At 58.8% G+C, this 16,299-nt stretch carries 16 protein-coding genes; 5 read left to right on the forward strand and 11 right to left on the reverse strand.

Annotation, left to right across the window (positions count from 1 at the left end):
• Positions 1-6 precede the first annotated feature (6 nt).
• From gorA to gspE, 11 genes are all read right to left on the reverse strand, one after another.
• Positions 7-1,368, reverse strand: coding sequence for a glutathione-disulfide reductase (gene gorA / locus QPL98_RS03415; protein ID WP_303292681.1), 1,362 nt, complete (start codon positions 1,366-1,368; stop codon positions 7-9).
• A gap of 17 nt (positions 1,369-1,385) precedes the next feature.
• A complete protein-coding gene (locus tag QPL98_RS03420; RefSeq protein ID WP_011784850.1) occupies positions 1,386-2,057 on the reverse strand; it encodes a GNAT family N-acetyltransferase in 672 nt (223 codons plus the stop codon).
• A 39-nt stretch (positions 2,058-2,096) separates the two neighbouring features.
• Positions 2,097-2,630, reverse strand: a complete 534-nt coding sequence (gene gspM, locus QPL98_RS03425; protein ID WP_011784849.1) for a type II secretion system protein GspM — start codon at positions 2,628-2,630, stop codon at positions 2,097-2,099.
• 4 nt (positions 2,631-2,634) lie between these two features.
• Positions 2,635-3,942: a type II secretion system protein GspL gene (gene gspL / locus QPL98_RS03430; RefSeq protein ID WP_011784848.1), complete on the reverse strand. Its 1,308-nt coding sequence runs from the start codon at positions 3,940-3,942 to the stop codon at positions 2,635-2,637.
• A 2-nt stretch (positions 3,943-3,944) separates the two neighbouring features.
• The gene (gene gspK / locus QPL98_RS03435; protein WP_011784847.1) at positions 3,945-4,943 is read right to left on the reverse strand and encodes a type II secretion system minor pseudopilin GspK; all 999 of its coding nucleotides are present in this window, start codon (positions 4,941-4,943) and stop codon (positions 3,945-3,947) included.
• Positions 4,936-5,700: a type II secretion system minor pseudopilin GspJ gene (gspJ, locus tag QPL98_RS03440; protein ID WP_199452619.1), complete on the reverse strand. Its 765-nt coding sequence runs from the start codon at positions 5,698-5,700 to the stop codon at positions 4,936-4,938. The genes gspK and gspJ overlap by 8 nt, the downstream gene beginning before the upstream one ends.
• Positions 5,700-6,077, reverse strand: a complete 378-nt coding sequence (gspI, locus tag QPL98_RS03445; RefSeq protein WP_011784845.1) for a type II secretion system minor pseudopilin GspI — start codon at positions 6,075-6,077, stop codon at positions 5,700-5,702. Before gspI ends, gspJ begins: the two co-directional genes overlap by 1 nt.
• Positions 6,074-6,601, reverse strand: coding sequence for a type II secretion system minor pseudopilin GspH (gene gspH, locus QPL98_RS03450; protein WP_014421646.1), 528 nt, complete (start codon positions 6,599-6,601; stop codon positions 6,074-6,076). Before gspH ends, gspI begins: the two co-directional genes overlap by 4 nt.
• 6 nt (positions 6,602-6,607) lie before the next feature.
• A complete protein-coding gene (gene gspG, locus QPL98_RS03455; protein ID WP_031210904.1) occupies positions 6,608-7,054 on the reverse strand; it encodes a type II secretion system major pseudopilin GspG in 447 nt (148 codons plus the stop codon).
• A gap of 88 nt (positions 7,055-7,142) precedes the next feature.
• Positions 7,143-8,354 (reverse strand): type II secretion system inner membrane protein GspF, encoded by a 1,212-nt coding sequence (gspF, locus tag QPL98_RS03460; RefSeq protein WP_011784842.1) that lies wholly within the window; start codon positions 8,352-8,354, stop codon positions 7,143-7,145.
• A gap of 3 nt (positions 8,355-8,357) precedes the next feature.
• Positions 8,358-9,866 carry a type II secretion system ATPase GspE gene (gspE, locus tag QPL98_RS03465; protein WP_022992398.1) on the reverse strand — a complete coding sequence of 503 codons (1,509 nt, stop codon included), beginning with the start codon at positions 9,864-9,866 and terminating at the stop codon, positions 8,358-8,360.
• Between the two features lie 205 nt (positions 9,867-10,071).
• On the opposite strand from gspE, the gene QPL98_RS03470 reads away from it, so the two are divergent.
• The 5 genes from QPL98_RS03470 (at position 10,072) to QPL98_RS03490 (ending at position 16,282) form a co-directional block, all read left to right on the forward strand.
• A complete protein-coding gene (locus QPL98_RS03470; RefSeq protein ID WP_303292682.1) occupies positions 10,072-10,728 on the forward strand; it encodes a type II secretion system protein N in 657 nt (218 codons plus the stop codon).
• 8 nt (positions 10,729-10,736) lie between these two features.
• Positions 10,737-11,396 carry a transglutaminase-like cysteine peptidase gene (locus QPL98_RS03475; RefSeq protein WP_014421651.1) on the forward strand — a complete coding sequence of 220 codons (660 nt, stop codon included), beginning with the start codon at positions 10,737-10,739 and terminating at the stop codon, positions 11,394-11,396.
• Between the two features lie 123 nt (positions 11,397-11,519).
• Positions 11,520-13,124: an FAD-binding oxidoreductase gene (locus QPL98_RS03480; RefSeq protein ID WP_303292683.1), complete on the forward strand. Its 1,605-nt coding sequence runs from the start codon at positions 11,520-11,522 to the stop codon at positions 13,122-13,124.
• Positions 13,125-13,131: 7 nt separating this feature from the next.
• Positions 13,132-14,730 (forward strand): glycerol-3-phosphate dehydrogenase/oxidase, encoded by a 1,599-nt coding sequence (locus QPL98_RS03485; protein WP_199452622.1) that lies wholly within the window; start codon positions 13,132-13,134, stop codon positions 14,728-14,730.
• Complete coding sequence (locus tag QPL98_RS03490) at positions 14,723-16,282, forward strand: FGGY-family carbohydrate kinase (RefSeq protein WP_303292684.1); 1,560 nt, start codon at positions 14,723-14,725, stop codon at positions 16,280-16,282. Before QPL98_RS03485 ends, QPL98_RS03490 begins: the two co-directional genes overlap by 8 nt.
• The last annotated feature ends 17 nt before the right edge of the window (positions 16,283-16,299 follow it).

A 16,299-nucleotide genomic window follows, 5' to 3' on the forward strand; every position in this document is an offset into this window, starting at 1 on the left:
ACCCTGTCAGGCCACCGGCTCTCGCATGGTGACAAACTCTTCAGCGGATGTCGGGTGAATGCCCATCGTAGCGTCAAACTGGGCCTTGGTGGCACCGGCTTTAATAGCCACCGCCAGTCCCTGGATGATTTCACCGGCATCCGGCCCAACCATATGGGCGCCCAGTACCTTGTCTGAACTATCATCCACAATCAGCTTCATCAGACAGCGCTCATCACGGCCGCTCAGGGTGTACTTCATGGGGCGAAACTCGGAACGGTAAATCCGCAGCGAATGCCCCGCGTCCCGCGCTTCTTTCTCGGTCAACCCGACCGTTCCGATATTAGGCTGACAGAAGACAGCGGTCGGTATTGCGCTGTAGTCCATATCACCCTGGCCATCACCAAACAGCCGCCGGGACAGCACCATGGCCTGCGCCAGCGCAACCGGCGTTAGCTGCGGCGTTCCGATGACATCACCAAGGGCGGAGATGGACGGTACCGCCGTCTGGAAATGATCGTTCACCTCAACATGACCCGAAGCATTGAGTTCCACTCCCAGATCGGTCAGCCCGAGTCCGTCTACGAGCGCGCGGCGACCTGTCGCAGCCATAACCAGCCCGGTCTCCATGCTGCTGCCATCGCTCAGATTCACCTGGTAGTGAGCATTCAACTGCTCGACAGATTCAATCGTGACATTGAACCGGAGATCCACGCCTTTCTTGCGCATCTCCTGTTCCGTGAACTTGCGGATATCATCGTCAAACCCTCGCAGGAACAGCTCGCCCCGGTACAGCAGCGTGGTCTCCACACCAAGACCCGCGAGAATGCCGGCGAACTCGACGGCAATGTAACCACCGCCCCAGACCACGGCGTGGCGAGGTAACTGTGGCAGGTAAAACATCTCATTGGAGGTGAGCAGAAATTCCTTGCCGGGAACATCCGGAACCACTGGCCAGCTGCCCGTGGCAACTGTGATGTGCGCTGCCGAAAAAGCTCTATCACCAACGATCACCGTGTGAGGGTCGCGGAGACTGGCCGTACCCTCAATGATGGTGACGCCGGCATTCTCGAGCAATCGGCCATAAATGCCATTCAAGCGCTCTATCTCGGCATTCTTGTTGGCGACCAGCGTTGGCCAGTCAAACGAGACATCGTCTGTTGGCACAGACCAGCCATATCCATTTGCATCTTCGAGCTCTTCCCTGACGTGCGCTCCATAGACAAAGAGTTTTTTCGGAACACAACCCACGTTAACGCAGGTTCCTCCCAGATAACGGGATTCAACCACCGCCACCCGCGCACCGCGCTGGGCCGACATGCGGGCGAGCCGGACACCGCCGGAACCGGCCCCGATAACGATCAGATCAAAATCATGGCTCTCAGACACTGTTTCTCCTGTTTACTTCAAGATTGCTGCTGCCGGGGCTCACTCGACTGATCTTCGTCTGCGAGCACTTCCCGGAACAACACGTGGTCTTCAAAATCACCAAGCCGGATCTTGCCCAGGCTTCGGAACCCCTCGGATTCATAAAACGGCAGGTAACGGCTGTTCCCGGTATCGAGCACCAATCCACTGCCCCGGGGGGTTTCCTCACACAGGCGCTCCACTGCCTGCAGCAACATCCGACCATACCCCTTGTGCTGGTATTTTGGGTTGACTCCCATCAACGGCAACTGATGCGCCTGCCTCTGCGGCAAAAGGTCGCGAATCCTGCGATGATACTCCAGATACCGGCGCGTAGATGAAAAGCCCGCCGTCAGAACCATACGCACCCGCCAGCCAAGCTGGTCTGCCAGATTCAGCCTGAGTTCCGGCTCACCTACAAACGCAACCGCGACCAGTGTTTCGTCCACCATCACACCGATGGCATCCTGATTCAGCTCCAGATAAAGGTCGATCAGTTCCCGGATGGTCGCCCTCACCCTCTGGCTGTAACCGGGTTTCCGGTGATCGAACAGGTACTGGAATGTCGGCTCCTCCCGATAGGCATGAAAAAGCACCGACTGGGCCTCGTTTCGTGCCGTCTCGTCCAGGCGAACCAGAACAGCTTCAGCATTATTGTTGTTGTCTGCCATCGTGTTGCTCCCTCGCTAGTGTGGGGTCACGCTTGCCGGTCAGATCGCCAGCGTAAGCCTCACGGATACCTGCCCGGGCCCATTGCCCCGATCAAGTGCGGCCTGGTCAATCACCACGCCATGATTACTGTGCAAACGCTCAAGCCAGGCTGCCACATCCGCATAGGCGGCGTTTTCAAGCCAGACCCGGATGGCACCCTCACCGCTGGGCTCGAAGCGTTGCAAAGAAAGCCCCGCCTCTCCGGCTGAACGAGTCACCAGGGCCATCAATGCCCGCCCGTCTTCCGGCTTGTCAGCCCCTGCCGCAGTTGTCGCTGCGCCACCAGCCGAGCCCAGGCGCTGAATGGTCGTCTCGTTAGCCCGCATCCAGGCCAGGAGTTCTGCGGCATTCTCACGACTCGAGGCAGCCCGGTCATGAAACTGAGTCACCGGCTGCCAGATCAGCAGATAAATCAATGCCAGCAACAGGGCTATACCCAGAGCAGTCAATGCCTGACGGTCGCGGGTGGGTAACTGATCATAGCGAGCAATCAGTTTGCCCACGGCTGGTTGATCCTTGATGCGTGACCACATGGGCTTATCCTCCTGAGACCGTGAGGCGGCCTCGGGCGCCGCTGGATTCGTTGACCACGGAACCGATCTGGGCCTGCAGCCCTTCGCTGGCCAGTCCGTTACGCAGACGGCTTAACCGATCATAACTGTCGGCCCGGATATCCACCACGAGTTCGCCCCGGCTCCGGCTGTAGTTGATCGAGTTAAAGGTAACAGCTCCGGGATTCTGCAGCCGGCCGTACTGATCGCCGGTGTATTTCATCAGGGTGATAAAATCGACGTCAGAGCCCTGGGAGCCAGCAACCCGTAACTGGCCTTCGATCACACGTCGTACGTTTCCGGCATGGGTTCGGCGGTCCGAGGGAAAGGCATTCCGGTAAACTGCCATGGCCTGGCTTTCAAGCTGCTCCGCTTGCTGCTGCTGGTAGATTCCCATACCGATCTCCAGCCCCATCTGGATCACGAACCAGAGTGATGCTACGGCGATAAGCGGCTTCCAGGGTTTCAGGGGGCTGCTGCCCTCCGCCTTGAACGCGAACGCCCCCTGGCACAGATTAATGGGCTGGCTCAGGTGATGGTGGTACGACCACGCCAGGAACTCGGTTACTGAAAACTCCAACGGCTTCTTTTCGATACGAAGAAGCCCGGTGGTTCCCGAAAGCTCGCTCACCAGGGCCTGGCTCGCGTCCAGATCTGCCTCGGTGCCATATAGCTGCACCGGAATTTCGGCCACCACTTCGTCAGACGAAGGCGCAGCAAGTGTCACTGCAAGCAGCGGAAGATTATCTGCCTGCATGCGCAGCCACTCTCCCCGCTGGCTCTGCAGGAGTGCCGACTCTGCATCCAGGCAGATCACCCATCCGGATTCCGCTGCCGGCAACAGTGAAGCGTCAGGATAGACGGCCTCCAGACGGGCGTGGTACCAGCCAGAAAACAGTTGGCGCCAGCGGGCCATCTGCTCGCGATCGATGGCAGCAACCCGGTAGCCCTCAGGCGTGTGCGGCCCCAGCGCGAGATGCACCGAGTCAATGTCCTGGGCTATCTGCTCCTCAACGGCATACGGCAGGGCCTGCTGAATAAAACGGGTCTGTTTCGCCGGTATATCCGCCAGACAGAAAACCGCCTCGTCACCGGGAATCAGCCCGATCAGCAGCACTTTCTCCAGCGCATTCTGTGCCAGCGTTTGCTCGATATGCTCCCGTGTATCAGCCGTGCCTCTGGCCTGAGCATCGCCACTGGCATCCTGGAGCACCCAGCTGAACAGCTGGGCATCGGGGCTCTGGTCCGGGTCCGCATACGGAGGCACCGGCCGGACAAAAAGGCGGTAAGACATGGTTATCCTTCTGAGAAAGTGTAAGGTTCCTTGGTAATGCGATTCTTCTGCCCGGTATCCCTGTGAACCGTCCGGACTTCGCCCTCCGGGTTTCTATACACGGTGCTGACCATATTGACGACACGATTATCGTAGGTAATCCGTGAGACAACTTCAAAAAAACGGGTCTGAAGCGTTAACCCGTTGGCTTTCAGGCCCATCCCCGAGAACTCCGGCAGTGCCAGGAAATCCTGAAGGTTTTCGAATCGTTCTTCTTCGCGCTTGGCAATAATCGATTCCGCCTGAGCCTCATTCATATCCTCGTGCAGACTCATCAGAACCTGCGCCGTCGCAGTATTCACGTTAATGCCGACGCCAGAGACTGGCAGTGCCACCAGATGAGGCCGCAGCGCAGCATAGATTTCCTCGGTCATGCCCTCAATCAGACGCAACTCGGTAATGGAAACAAAGGGCTGGTTGCCAGTGCGATACGGAGGGTCTGCCATCAGATACTGGCCGTCTTCGGCGCCATAAGCACTGATGGCCTGGTCGTCGGCGTCCATCCAGTCAATGAGCGGGTCTACGGTGAGGCCGGTGATACCCAGAGCACGAAATAACCGGGTGAGCCGGTCTTTGGTGATGGGGTCCACTTCTCCGCTCGCGGTGACCAGATTATTCAGGTTGATTCTTCCTCCAAGATCATCGATCTGGACCTCGGCAACACCACTGTCGTCCAGAGGCAGAATGGCAGCGTGCATGGCCCAGAACTCATCCGGGCTGTCGACCATCACACTGTTTTCCTTATCCTCTTCGTAGTCCCGAACCAGAATACGCTTGGCAAATTCCTCGGCACCCAGAGCAATACTCTGGCCTTGTTGCTGGGCCAGGTAATGGCCAGCCTTGAACACCCGCAGGCTTTGCTGGCGGGTCATGCCCGATGCCATCAATACCACCAGAGCCATCGCCAACAGCACCATGATCAGGGCGACGCCCTGCTGCCTGCTCCCGGCAAACTTAATCATTGCCGGTCACCCCGCCCGCGGCCTGGCCAGATCCGTCTTCAGCCGCGTCATCTTCCGACTCGGTCTGAGTCTCCTGTTGCTGATTGATCACCGCCTGGGCCTGCGACGGTTCAAAATCCGGCAAGCTGAATGTGCGGACCAACTCACCAAAGCGTTCATGTTCCAGTGTAATCTCAATCCCACGAGGCAAGGAGATGTCGGGTCGGGTACCCGGCGTCATCTGCGCCAAAGCGTCATCTTCCGGCCATTGCTCCTGCCAGTTACCGTTCTCATCCAGAAACCGGATTTCAAACTCCAGAACCTCGTCCAGCATCAGAATGTCCAGGCTTTCGTCTTCCTGCCCCTGATCCACCACAGGCCAATACCGACGGCGCAGTTCAGTTCCGGTATATTCCCAGCCGACGCGCTGCAGACCGCTACGCCGGAGACCAAGCGGATTGCGCCAACCCTGGCGGGTCAGCATCAACGCAAACGCATCATCCCTTGAGGTTAAGGACGGTGAATAATCACCATAAACATCCCGGGCGGGCCGGTTGATGATCTGGGTGATGTCACGTTCCAGCAGCAACATGGTTTTCTGCAAACCGTCGAACGCCTGGGCAACCTCATCCACCCGGTCCCGGGAGTTCATTACACTGCTCACCACCTGCCAAACACCCAGCCCGATCACGGCTGTGATAGTGACGGCAATCAGTACCTCCATCAGCGTAAAACCGGACTCCCCGGCTAACCTGACCTGGCGCGCGGGCATGCTCATCAGGTTTCTCCCAGGAAGGCAGCCAGGGTATGGACGGCAAACGGTTCTGATTGCGCCCCGGAGTATTTGGCTACGGTTACCTCAATCCGCCGCATCGTGGGCTCTGCCGTAGCCTCAACAACGGTGGTGACCCGCCAGCGGAAATTTCCGAAGTCGGTATCTTCCGAATTCTCCGAAATCCCTGGCAGCTCATCCTGAAGCCGTAGTTCGTTAATCCGGTTTTCCGCCACCCAGCCTGCCAGCGTCTTGTCACGTATGCGCTCGAAACTGGTGATGTAATTCCCGCCCACTTCGGCGGCGGCCGTTGCAATCAGACCGAACACGAGCAATGCGACGAGGACTTCAATCAGGGTGAAACCACGCTGAGGCCGACTCATGACTCATCCCCGGAACCAGGTTTGCGCCATTCCAACGGCGAGACGCCATCTGAAGCAACCACGTGCATCAGGTCAGTGTCCCGGCCCAGGGTGAATTCGATTTCAAACGGTGTGGTTTCACCACTGGAGAAGAACACCACGTCTGGCCTGAGCCGATCCTCGGCCGAGGCCAGTCGCGGAGCGTCACTTTCGATATACTGGGTAACGGTCAACCATTCCGGGAGGGTTCGCTTGTGGAATATGCGCTCACCTGAGGATTTCCACTCGCCTGTCTTATCCTGAAACGCCACGAACCGATAACCGTCTTCTTCCAGCAGCAAGCCCATTTCCAGGTTATTGAGAACCGCCTGTTCCTGTGCCGTTTGCATCAGGAGGTAGAGCTCCCGAACCTGGCTTTCCAGCTCGCGCTGCTGGGAGCTGCCGGCCATATTGAACACCGCCAGTGCCGCCAGCAGTCCGACGATGATCAGGACTACCAGAATCTCGATCAGCGTAAAGCCGTTTTGGTCAGCCCTGCGGCCCACAATCAATCAGTTCCCGCTGTCCCAGACGCTGATATCAGCGGCATCGCCATCCCCGCCTTCCTGGCCGTCAGAACCATAGGAATACAGATCGTACGGCCCGTCTACACCAGGGCTGACATACTGGTAGTTGTTACCCCAGGGGTCTTCGGGAACATTTTTCAGGTAGCCATCCGGGTTCCAGTTCTTGGGCTCAGGGCTGCCGCTGGGCTTGTTGACCAGTGCTTCAAGGCCCTGCTGGGTAGAGGGATAATGGCTGTTGTCCAGGCGATACAGGTCCAGTGCGTTGGCGATGTTACTGATCTGGGTTTCGGCCACCGTTACTTTGGCCTGATCACTGCGCCCCATGATGTTGGGCGCCACAATTGCCACCAACAGGCCGAGAATGACCATCACTACCATGATTTCGATCAGGGTGAAGCCCTTGGTCCGGGCCAGCGCTTTCGGTTGGTTCATGCTCATAGTTTCACTCATCTTGGGTCCGTTGTTTCTCGTCGCTTTCAGAAAAGTTTTCTGGCTTCCTTGCTGGCCCGACGGCGGGCCATCATCCCACCAGGTTGCTCATGTTCAGAATCGGCAGCATGATCGCCAGAACAATAATCAGCACCACCGCCCCCATGAACAGCAGCATCATGGGTTCAAACAATCCCACAATAGCGGCGATCTTGGATTGCAGGGTGTTTTCCTGCATGCGGGCCGTGCGTTCAAGCATACTGTCCAGCTCGCCACTGGCCTCGCCACTGGCAATCATATGCAGCATCATTGGCGGGAAGTAACCGGTCTGGTCCAGTGAACGGTGCAACGATCCCCCTTCACTGACCTTCCGGGCAGCCTCCCGCAGTTCCTGCCGGAGATAATCGTTGGAAAGCACCTCCCCGGCAATGCGCATCGCTTCAACCAGTGGTACACCACTGGTGGTCAGAATGCTCAGGGTACTGGCGTAGCGGGCCGTATTCACGCCTCGTACCATGCCTGCAAACAGCGGCAGGTGAAGTAGCCGCTTGTGAAACTTCAGGCGCACCGCCGGTTTCGTCAACGCGAAACGGAAGCCGATGATCGCCACCACCAGCAAGACTAGAAGGTAGACTCCGAAACTGCCGAGAAATTCCGACACCGAGAGCATAGCCACCGTCAGCCCGGGCAGCTCCTGTCCCTGCTTGAGAAAGACCTCGATAATGTCGGGCACCACATAGGTGAGCAGGAACACCACAATGGCAATAGCTACGACACTCAGGATAATCGGGTAAATCGCAGCCAACTGAATCTTCTGGCGGGCTTCCTGGCGACTTTCCGTGTAGTCCGCCAGCCGGTTCAGCACCAGGTCCAGATGCCCGGCATGTTCACCGGCAGCGACCGTGGAGCGGTAGAGCCGGGGAAAGGCCTTGGGGAATTCACCGAAGCTGTCCGCCAGTGTGTAGCCTTCCATCACCTTGGCCCGGATAGCAATCAGCATGCTGCGAATCCGCGGCTTGGTGGATTGCTGGGCGGCCGCACTCAGTGCCTGCTCGACCGGAATCCCGGACTGGATTAGCGTGGCCAGCTGTCGGGTGACCAGCGCGAGATCGGCTGCGCTCAGAGAGCCGCGGCTACTCAGTGGGTTGCTACGGGCCTGTTTTTCTACGGCCGCTTCTACCGCCAGCGGGGTCAGCCCCTTTTCCCGGAGTTGCTGGCGCACCGCTCTGGGCGCGTCGGCTTCCAGCACGCCCTGTTTCTGCTTGCCTCTGGCATCCAGAGCTTTGTATTCGTAGGCCGGCATGGATTACTGGCTCCGGTGGGTCACACGCAGTACTTCTTCCACCGTGGTTACGCCATCCAGAATCTTCTGAACGCCATCGGCATGAATACTCGGGCTGTGCAGGCGGGCCTCCCGTTCCAGATCCAGCTCCCCTGCGCGTTTATGAATAAGGGTGCTGATTTCTTCCGTGATCTCGACCACTTCGTAGATACCAATCCGGCCCCGATAGCCCAACTGGTTACAATGCTCACAGCCTTTGGCGCGGAAGATGGTGGGCGGGTTGGCCGGGTCCTGCTGGAGGAACTCACAATGCTCTTCGGTAGGCATATAGGGCTCGCGGCAGTGGGTACAGAGCACCCGCACCAGCCGTTGCGCAACGATACCGACAAGACTGGAGGAGATCAGGAAAGGCTCGATACCCATGTCCATCAAACGGGTAATGGCACCCACGGCGGTATTTGTGTGCAGGGTAGACAACACAAGGTGCCCGGTCAGACTCGCCTGAACGGCAATCTCCGCAGTTTCCAGATCCCGGATTTCCCCGATCATCACCACATCCGGATCCTGGCGCAGAATGGCTCGCAGGCCCCGAGCAAAGGTCATATCCACTTTCGGGTTCACCTGGGTCTGCCCAATCCCCGGCAGGTTGTACTCGATCGGATCCTCGACCGTCAGTATATTGCGGCTACGATCATTGATTTCCTGCAGCGAGGCGTAAAGCGTGGTGGATTTACCGGAACCTGTGGGACCGGTCACCAGCAGAATACCGTACGGACGATAGATCAGCTTGCGCAGGGTTTTCAGATCCTGCCCGGCCATGCCGAGTGACTCCAGCCGAATGGTGCCCGCCTGTTTGTCGAGCAGGCGCAGTACCACCCGTTCACCACTGGACGAAGGCATGGTCGACACCCGGATATCAACTTCCCGGCCGGCCACCCTCAAAGCAATGCGGCCGTCCTGGGGTACCCGCTTTTCTGCAATATCGAGTTTTGCCATAACCTTGATCCGCGAGACCAATAATGGTGCCAGCGCCCGCTTGGGCTGGACCACTTCCCGCAACACGCCGTCAATCCGGAACCGGACAATCAGCTGTTTCTCATAGGTTTCGATGTGAACGTCCGAGGCGTTGGTTTTGACCGCCTCGGTAAGAATGGCGTTAATGAGGCGGATAATGGGAGCGTCGTCCTCCTGCTCCAGCAGATCCTCCGTTTCCGGAACTGAGTCCGCCAGGGAGGCCAGATCCATGTCGTCACCGATCCCCTCCACCATTTGCATGGCTTCCGCCGAATCATTCTGATAGGCGGCATTCAGGGCCTGGTCGAAGCGGTCCGGTTCGACGGTAGAGAACTTCGCCCGGCCACCGCTCACGCGGTTTGCCTCGGCCAGTGCGGTGTGGGAAGCCCCCGGGCGCACGAGAATGACCGGCTCGCCCTCTTCGTTGCGGGTAAGGATGACTCCATTACGCTTGGCGAAGGTAAAGGGAAGTCGGCCCAGCGGCGCATCCTGCGGCTGAATGTCGGTTTGGGTGGTCAAGCTCGTCCTCGTTAATCCGTCTGGTCACTGATTGTTCTTATGGGGCCACCCATTACGACGGCCCTCCACGTTGTCAGCGTAAGCAAAAAGGCTACCACAGGAATGGGAACCACTGAACAACTCTATACACTATACTGCCACTAATTCATTGCAGTCTGATAACCTGTGAGCTTTTTACGATTTCCCAATGCATTCAGGAACGACAATGCTTGCAATTGATCGAAGGACTCCGCTGCTTCTGGCCATAGCAGCAGCAACGGCCATGCTGGCGCTGACCGGCTGGCAAGGCTATCAGTTCTGGCAGAATGAAACCCAACGTACCCCGCCCCAACCGACCCGGGAAGCTTCAACAGGTGCAGATCAGGCCAGAACCGTGCCTGATGTTCAGTTGTCGGATCTGGAAGTGTTCGGCTCGGCGACTGCCACCCCGCAAAATGAAGACACCAACACAGAGAACCTGCCGGAAACCAACCTTCGCCTGTCCTTGCGCGGTGTGCTGGCAGCAGACGGCGACTTCCCCGGCAGCGCCCTGATCGAAGACGACAAAGGCAAAACCGAGGCCTTTCTGGTGGGTGATGAACTGCCCGGAAATGCCAGGCTTCGTACTGTGTTTGCCAATCGGGTCATCATTGAACGATCCGGCAAACTGGAAAACCTCTACTTCCCGGAGACCGAAGATCGCTCCGGGGACGATTTCGCAAGCAATGACGAGCCTGCCTACGAAGCTCCCCCACAGCAAGAGGTTCAGGTGCAAAGAGCACGCCCCCAAACCAGCGCCTCGTCGGCCGACCAGCAACAGCGGCGAGAGGAAATCCGTCAACGGCTGGAACAGTTACGCCAGCGGCTTCAGAACAACAACTGAGGCCCGCCATGGAAGCGGCAAGCAGACTTACACGTCGCCAGTCCCTGTTGCTTCCCCTTATCCTTACCGTGTCTGTTGTCAGCGCACTTGAATTAAGCAGCCGCCTGATGACCTATGTGCTGGAAGAGTTCGGCGAGGCCGCGCACCAGCGGCTTGAGAACTGGCAACGCCTGCATGCGCTGGCTGCCAACGCTCCGACAGATCGCCAGCTTCGGCTGGTTAATTCCTTCTTCAACCGGGTGACGTTTGTCAGCGACATCCGCCACTGGGGCCAGGAAGACTACTGGGCCACGCCGGTGGAGTTGCTCACCACCAACGGCGGTGACTGTGAAGATTTCTCCATCGCCAAGTACCTCACCTTGAGGGCCATGGGCGTCCCGGATGACCAACTCCGGATTATCTACGTCAAGGCACTGGAGTTGAACCAGGCCCATATGGTTCTGGCCTGGTATAAAACGCCGGGCTCCGACCCGTTGATTCTCGACAACCTGATCAATGACATCAAACCGGCTTCCCAGAGAAACGATCTGGAACCGGTTTACAGCTTCAACGGTGAAGGCCTGTGGCTGAATCGCACATCCGGCGACAATGCCAGAATTGGCGATGCCCGGAAGCTGGAGCATTGGCGGGATCTTAACGACAGGCTGACCGAAGCCCTCCGCCCTTGAGAAGAACGCGCTGTGAATACCGATTGTCGGCAAATGACAGTGAGCTTGTCGCTCTCTGACACTGGTAACGGCCGGCCAGCCGTTAGAATGCCCGCAATTCGATAAACGATGGAGCAGTACAGAATGCGACGCTGGAATGGATGGGGTGACGAACAGTTCTCACTGGAATTACCGGAGCAAGGTCAGGCCTTTCTCACAGATCGTGTGGGAGGCGGCTCCCCGCTGGCGGATATCACCCTGGATGCCGCTTGTGAGCAGGTTCCGGGATCCCGGTTGCCCTCGGATGCCCGAGTTGACGATCTGATTGACCGAAGCCCGGAAACCCGGGTCCGGCACGCCCGGGGCCAAAGCCTGCCAGACTGGCTGGCCATGCGCAGCGGTGATATTGGCGAGTTCCCGGACGGCGTGGCCTTCCCGAACACCAGTACCGATGTTCGCGCCCTGCTCCATTACGCTAACGACAAGGATATCCAACTGATCCCCTACGGGGGTGGCACCAGCGTGGCTGGCCACATCAACCCGGTAGACCAGGGCAAACCGGTTCTGACCGTCAGTCTTGCAAATCTTAACCGCCTGATGGACCTCGATCGGGAAAGCCAGATCGCCACCTTCGGAGCAGGCACCCCCGGCCCACTGGTGGAATCCCAGTTAAGAGCCCATGGCTATACCCTGGGACACTTCCCTCAGTCGTTCGAGCTCTCCACGATTGGCGGCTGGGTGGCATCCCGCTCCAGTGGCCAGCAGTCACTGCGGTACGGCCGCATAGAACAGCTGTTTGCCGGCGGCCGGATTGAAACCCTGCAAGGCACCCTGACAATCCCCACCATTCCGGCCTCCAGCGCCGGCCCGGATGTCAGGGAAATGATCCTCGGTTCCGAGGGCCGGCTGGGCCTGATTACCGAGGTCAAAGCCCGGATCAGCCGTCTGCCTGAACAGGAAAGCTTTCACGTGGTGTTCTTCCCGGACTGGGACAAGGCCCGAACCGCCGCTCGCAAGCTGGTTCAGAACCGGGTTCAGCTTTCCATGCTACGACTGAGCAACGCCATTGAAACCGAAACCCAGCTGGCGCTGGCCGGGCATCCGAAACTGATCGGGCTACTGGAACGTTTTCTGGCTTTCCGCGGTGCGGAAGACGGCAAATGCATGATGACCTTTGGCGTAACCGGCAGCAAAGCCCAGTGCCGGGGAGCACTTACGGAGGCCCGCAAACTCTGCAGTGACTACAAAGGTGTCTATACCGGCACAAAACTTGGCGCGAAGTGGGCGGAGAAGCGCTTCACCATGCCCTACCTGCGCGAAGCCCTGTGGCAAATAGGCTATGCCGTGGACACCCTGGAAACCGCCACCGACTGGGACAACGTTGATACCCTGATGAACCGGATTGAAACCAACCTCAGGGAAGGTCTGGCAGACAAGAACGAGCGAACCCACGTATTTACCCACCTGTCCCACTTTTACGGCCAGGGTTGTTCCATCTATACAACCTATGTTTTCCGGGTTGCGGATAGCTATGACGAGACCCTGAGCCGCTGGCAACATCTGAAAAACACCACCTCAGACCTGATCGTGCGGAACCGGGGCACCATCAGCCATCAGCATGGCGTAGGCAAGGACCATGCCCCCTTCCTCCCTGTCGAAAAGGGAGAGCTGGGTATGCGTGCAATTCGTTCGCTGACCCAGAGCTTTGATCCGGACCAGCGCCTGAATCCCAAAACTCTGCTGGATTGAAGTGATCATGGATCGACAACAGATATTGGAAAACCTGAAGGGCGAAACGCAGACCTTCGATGTGGTAGTGGTGGGCGGCGGCATTACCGGCGCCGGCGTTGCCCGCGAAGCCGCGGGCAGCGGATTGAAGACGCTGCTGGTGGAGCAGAAAGATTTCGCCTGGGGCACCTCCAGCCGCTCTTCCAAGATGGTCCATGGCGGACTTCGCTATCTGGCCAGCGGACACATCGGGTTAACCCGCGATGCTGTCCGGGAACGCGAACGCATGTTGCTGGAAGCGCCTGGACTGGTCGATCCACTGCCTTTCCTGATGCCCCACTACAAAGGCAGTTTCCCGGGCCCCGGGCTGTTCCAGATGCTGCTGGCCATGTACGACCGCCTGGCCGGCACCCGCAGCCATCAGAAATATACGCCAGCGGAAACCCTGAACTGGGCCCCGGGGCTCGATACTACCAACCTGCGCGCCACCAGTCGTTTTACCGATGCGGTGACAGACGATGCCCGCCTGGTCCAAAGGCTGATTGCCGAAGCCTCCCACGACGGCGCCATGTGCCTGAACTACGTCGCCGCGACCGCCGTCGATCGGGATGATAACGGAACTGTCTGCGGATTAAGACTGACTGCCGAAGAGAATGCAGAGCAGAGCGCCATCACGGTCAATACCCGATGCGTTATTAACGCTACCGGCGCCTGGGCCGATCGGTTGCAGAAACAATCAGCGACAGATCACCCGCTCACCATCCGACCGCTGAGAGGCAGTCACCTGGTCATTCCGTGGCACAAGCTGCCGGTGACCTGCGCGGTTTCTCTGATGCACCCGGATGACCGAAGGCCTGTATTTGCCTTCCCCTGGGCAGGTGCCACGGTTCTGGGAACAACCGATCTCGAACACGCCAAAGATCTGAACGAGGAGCCGGCCATCACCGGTGGGGAAGTAAATTATCTGCTGCAAATTGCCACCCGTTTATTCCCCGGTGCGACCATTGAACGGGCCGACGTGCTGTCCACCTGGGCGGGCGTTCGACCTGTGGTCACCGACGGCGGAGGTAGAGCTCCGTCCCGGGAGAATCGGGAACACGCCATTCGGTACGACAAGGGCCTGATCAGCATCGCCGGCGGGAAGCTCACCACCTTCCGCCAGATGGCACGACAGGCGTTGGCCATGGCCCTGGGTGATCAGCATGAAGACCGGCTTCGTAGCGACGAGCAACGGGTATTCACGGCCACGCCAAACGACCGTAAACCCGATGATATTCCGACGCTGGCCTGGCATCGGCTGGGCGGCTATTACGGCCCGCACCGCCAGTCTATTCTGAACCAGGGTGACGCGACCGAAATCCCGGACACCGGTTTGCTCTGGGCCGAATTGGAATGGGCCTGTCGCCATGAACAGGTTCAGCATCTGGATGATCTGATGCTGCGGCGTACCCGCCTGGGGCTGATCCTGCCTGACGGGGCGGCCAGCTTACTTCCTGAAATCCGCAACCGATGCCAGAGCCTGCTTGGCTGGAATGATGCCCGCTGGGATCAGGAGCAAGAGCGGTATCTGGCAACCTACCGTAAGGCCTACCAACTGCCGATGGGCGAGGATGCCCGGGATGCCTGAGACCCCACTGATACTGGCGATAGACAACGGCACCCAGAGCATCCGCGCCCTGCTGTTTGACACCCAGGGTAACTTGTTGGGTAAGGGCAAGCAGGAAATCGAGCCTTACTTTTCCGAGCAACCCGGCTGGGCAGAACAGCACCCGGAGTACTTCTGGGACAACCTTGGCATTGCTTGCCAGCAACTCTGGCAAACCACCAGCGCCCGCCCGGAGCAGGTGGTGGGCGTGACCGTTACCACGCAACGCGGCACGGTGGTCAACCTCGATCGTGGGGGCAAGCCCCTGCGGCCCGCCATCATCTGGCTGGATCAGCGCCATGCACGGGTAGACGGGGCGGTGAAAGGCCCCTGGGGCTGGCTGTTCAAGCTTGCCCGCCTGGAAGACACCATCAGCCGATTCCGGGAAAAAACCCAGGCGAACTGGATTGCGCAGAATCAGCCGGACATCTGGGCGAAAACCCACAAGTACCTGCTGCTATCAGGCTACCTGAATTACCGACTGACCGGTGAATACCGGGATTCCACTGGCAGTCAGGTGGGCTACCTGCCCTTTGACTATAAACGCCAGAGCTGGGCCGGCCACCGGGATTTCAAATGGCAAGTGATGCCGGTGACCCCGGGAATGCTGCCTGAACTGATACCACCTGGTGAGCAGATCGGAACGCTGCTGCCTGAGGCGGCGGCGCACCTTGGCCTGCCGGGTGGACTGCCCGTCATCGCCGCGGCATCGGATAAAGCCTGCGAAATTCTCGGCTCCGGCGGTCTGTCTCCGGAGACCGGCTGCATGAGCTATGGAACCACGGCCACCATCAACACCACCAATGCCCGCTATGTGGAACCCACCCGGTTCATGCCGCCGTATCCGTCTGCCCTGCCCGGCCACTACTCCACCGAAGTCATGATCTATCGGGGTTTCTGGATGGTGAGCTGGTTCAAGCGGGAATTCGGGCTGCGTGAGCAAAAGCTGGCAGAACAGAAAGGCATTGAACCCGAAGCCCTGTTTGACGAACTGGTGAATGCGGTGCCGCCAGGCTCCATGGGTTTGATGCTACAGCCCTACTGGAGCCCCGGCGTGCGCCAACCTGGCCCGGAAGCCAAGGGGTCCATTATCGGCTTTGGCGACGTGCACACACGAGCTCACGTCTATCGGGCCATACTGGAAGGGCTGGCCTACGCCTTGAAGGAAGGCAAGGAACGCATCGAGAAACGCAGCGGCCAGGCTATCAAGCGGCTTCGAGTGGCAGGCGGCGGCTCCCAGAGTGATGCGGCCATGCAATTGACGGCGGATATATTTGGCCTGCCGGCGGAACGCCCGCATACCTATGAAACCTCCGGACTGGGAGCGGCTATTGATGCCGCCGTGGGGCTGGGATTACACCCGGATTTCGACACGGCGGTCACGGCTATGACCAGAACCGGCCGGGTATTCGAGCCCAACCCGGAAGCATCTGCGCTTTATCAACGTCTCTACCGGGAGGTTTATCAGGATATGTATCCTCGCCTGCAACCACTGTACAAAAAGATCCGGGAGATTACCGGCTATCCGCGCTAGCCCTTTTGGTGACTTTT

The organism is Marinobacter sp. ST-43 (genome assembly GCF_030541085.1).
Taxonomy (GTDB): Bacteria; Pseudomonadota; Gammaproteobacteria; order Pseudomonadales; family Oleiphilaceae; genus Marinobacter; species Marinobacter nauticus.

Excerpts from the sequence above, each read along its gene's own strand:
- QPL98_RS03485 (WP_199452622.1), top strand. The coding sequence starts at position 13,132 with ATGGATCGACAACAGATATTGGAAAACCTGAAGGGCGAAACGCAGACC.
- gspK (WP_011784847.1), bottom strand. The coding sequence starts at position 4,943 with ATGATTAAGTTTGCCGGGAGCAGGCAGCAGGGCGTCGCCCTGATCATG.
- gspG (WP_031210904.1), bottom strand. The coding sequence starts at position 7,054 with ATGAACCAACCGAAAGCGCTGGCCCGGACCAAGGGCTTCACCCTGATC.
- gspI (WP_011784845.1), bottom strand. The coding sequence starts at position 6,077 with ATGAGTCGGCCTCAGCGTGGTTTCACCCTGATTGAAGTCCTCGTCGCA.
- gspJ (WP_199452619.1), bottom strand. The coding sequence starts at position 5,700 with ATGAGCATGCCCGCGCGCCAGGTCAGGTTAGCCGGGGAGTCCGGTTTT.
- QPL98_RS03475 (WP_014421651.1), top strand. The coding sequence starts at position 10,737 with ATGGAAGCGGCAAGCAGACTTACACGTCGCCAGTCCCTGTTGCTTCCC.
- QPL98_RS03480 (WP_303292683.1), top strand. The coding sequence starts at position 11,520 with ATGCGACGCTGGAATGGATGGGGTGACGAACAGTTCTCACTGGAATTA.
- gspL (WP_011784848.1), bottom strand. The coding sequence starts at position 3,942 with ATGTCTTACCGCCTTTTTGTCCGGCCGGTGCCTCCGTATGCGGACCCG.
- QPL98_RS03420 (WP_011784850.1), bottom strand. The coding sequence starts at position 2,057 with ATGGCAGACAACAACAATAATGCTGAAGCTGTTCTGGTTCGCCTGGAC.
- QPL98_RS03490 (WP_303292684.1), top strand. The coding sequence starts at position 14,723 with ATGCCTGAGACCCCACTGATACTGGCGATAGACAACGGCACCCAGAGC.
- gspM (WP_011784849.1), bottom strand. The coding sequence starts at position 2,630 with ATGTGGTCACGCATCAAGGATCAACCAGCCGTGGGCAAACTGATTGCT.
- gspF (WP_011784842.1), bottom strand. The coding sequence starts at position 8,354 with ATGCCGGCCTACGAATACAAAGCTCTGGATGCCAGAGGCAAGCAGAAA.
- QPL98_RS03470 (WP_303292682.1), top strand. The coding sequence starts at position 10,072 with ATGCTTGCAATTGATCGAAGGACTCCGCTGCTTCTGGCCATAGCAGCA.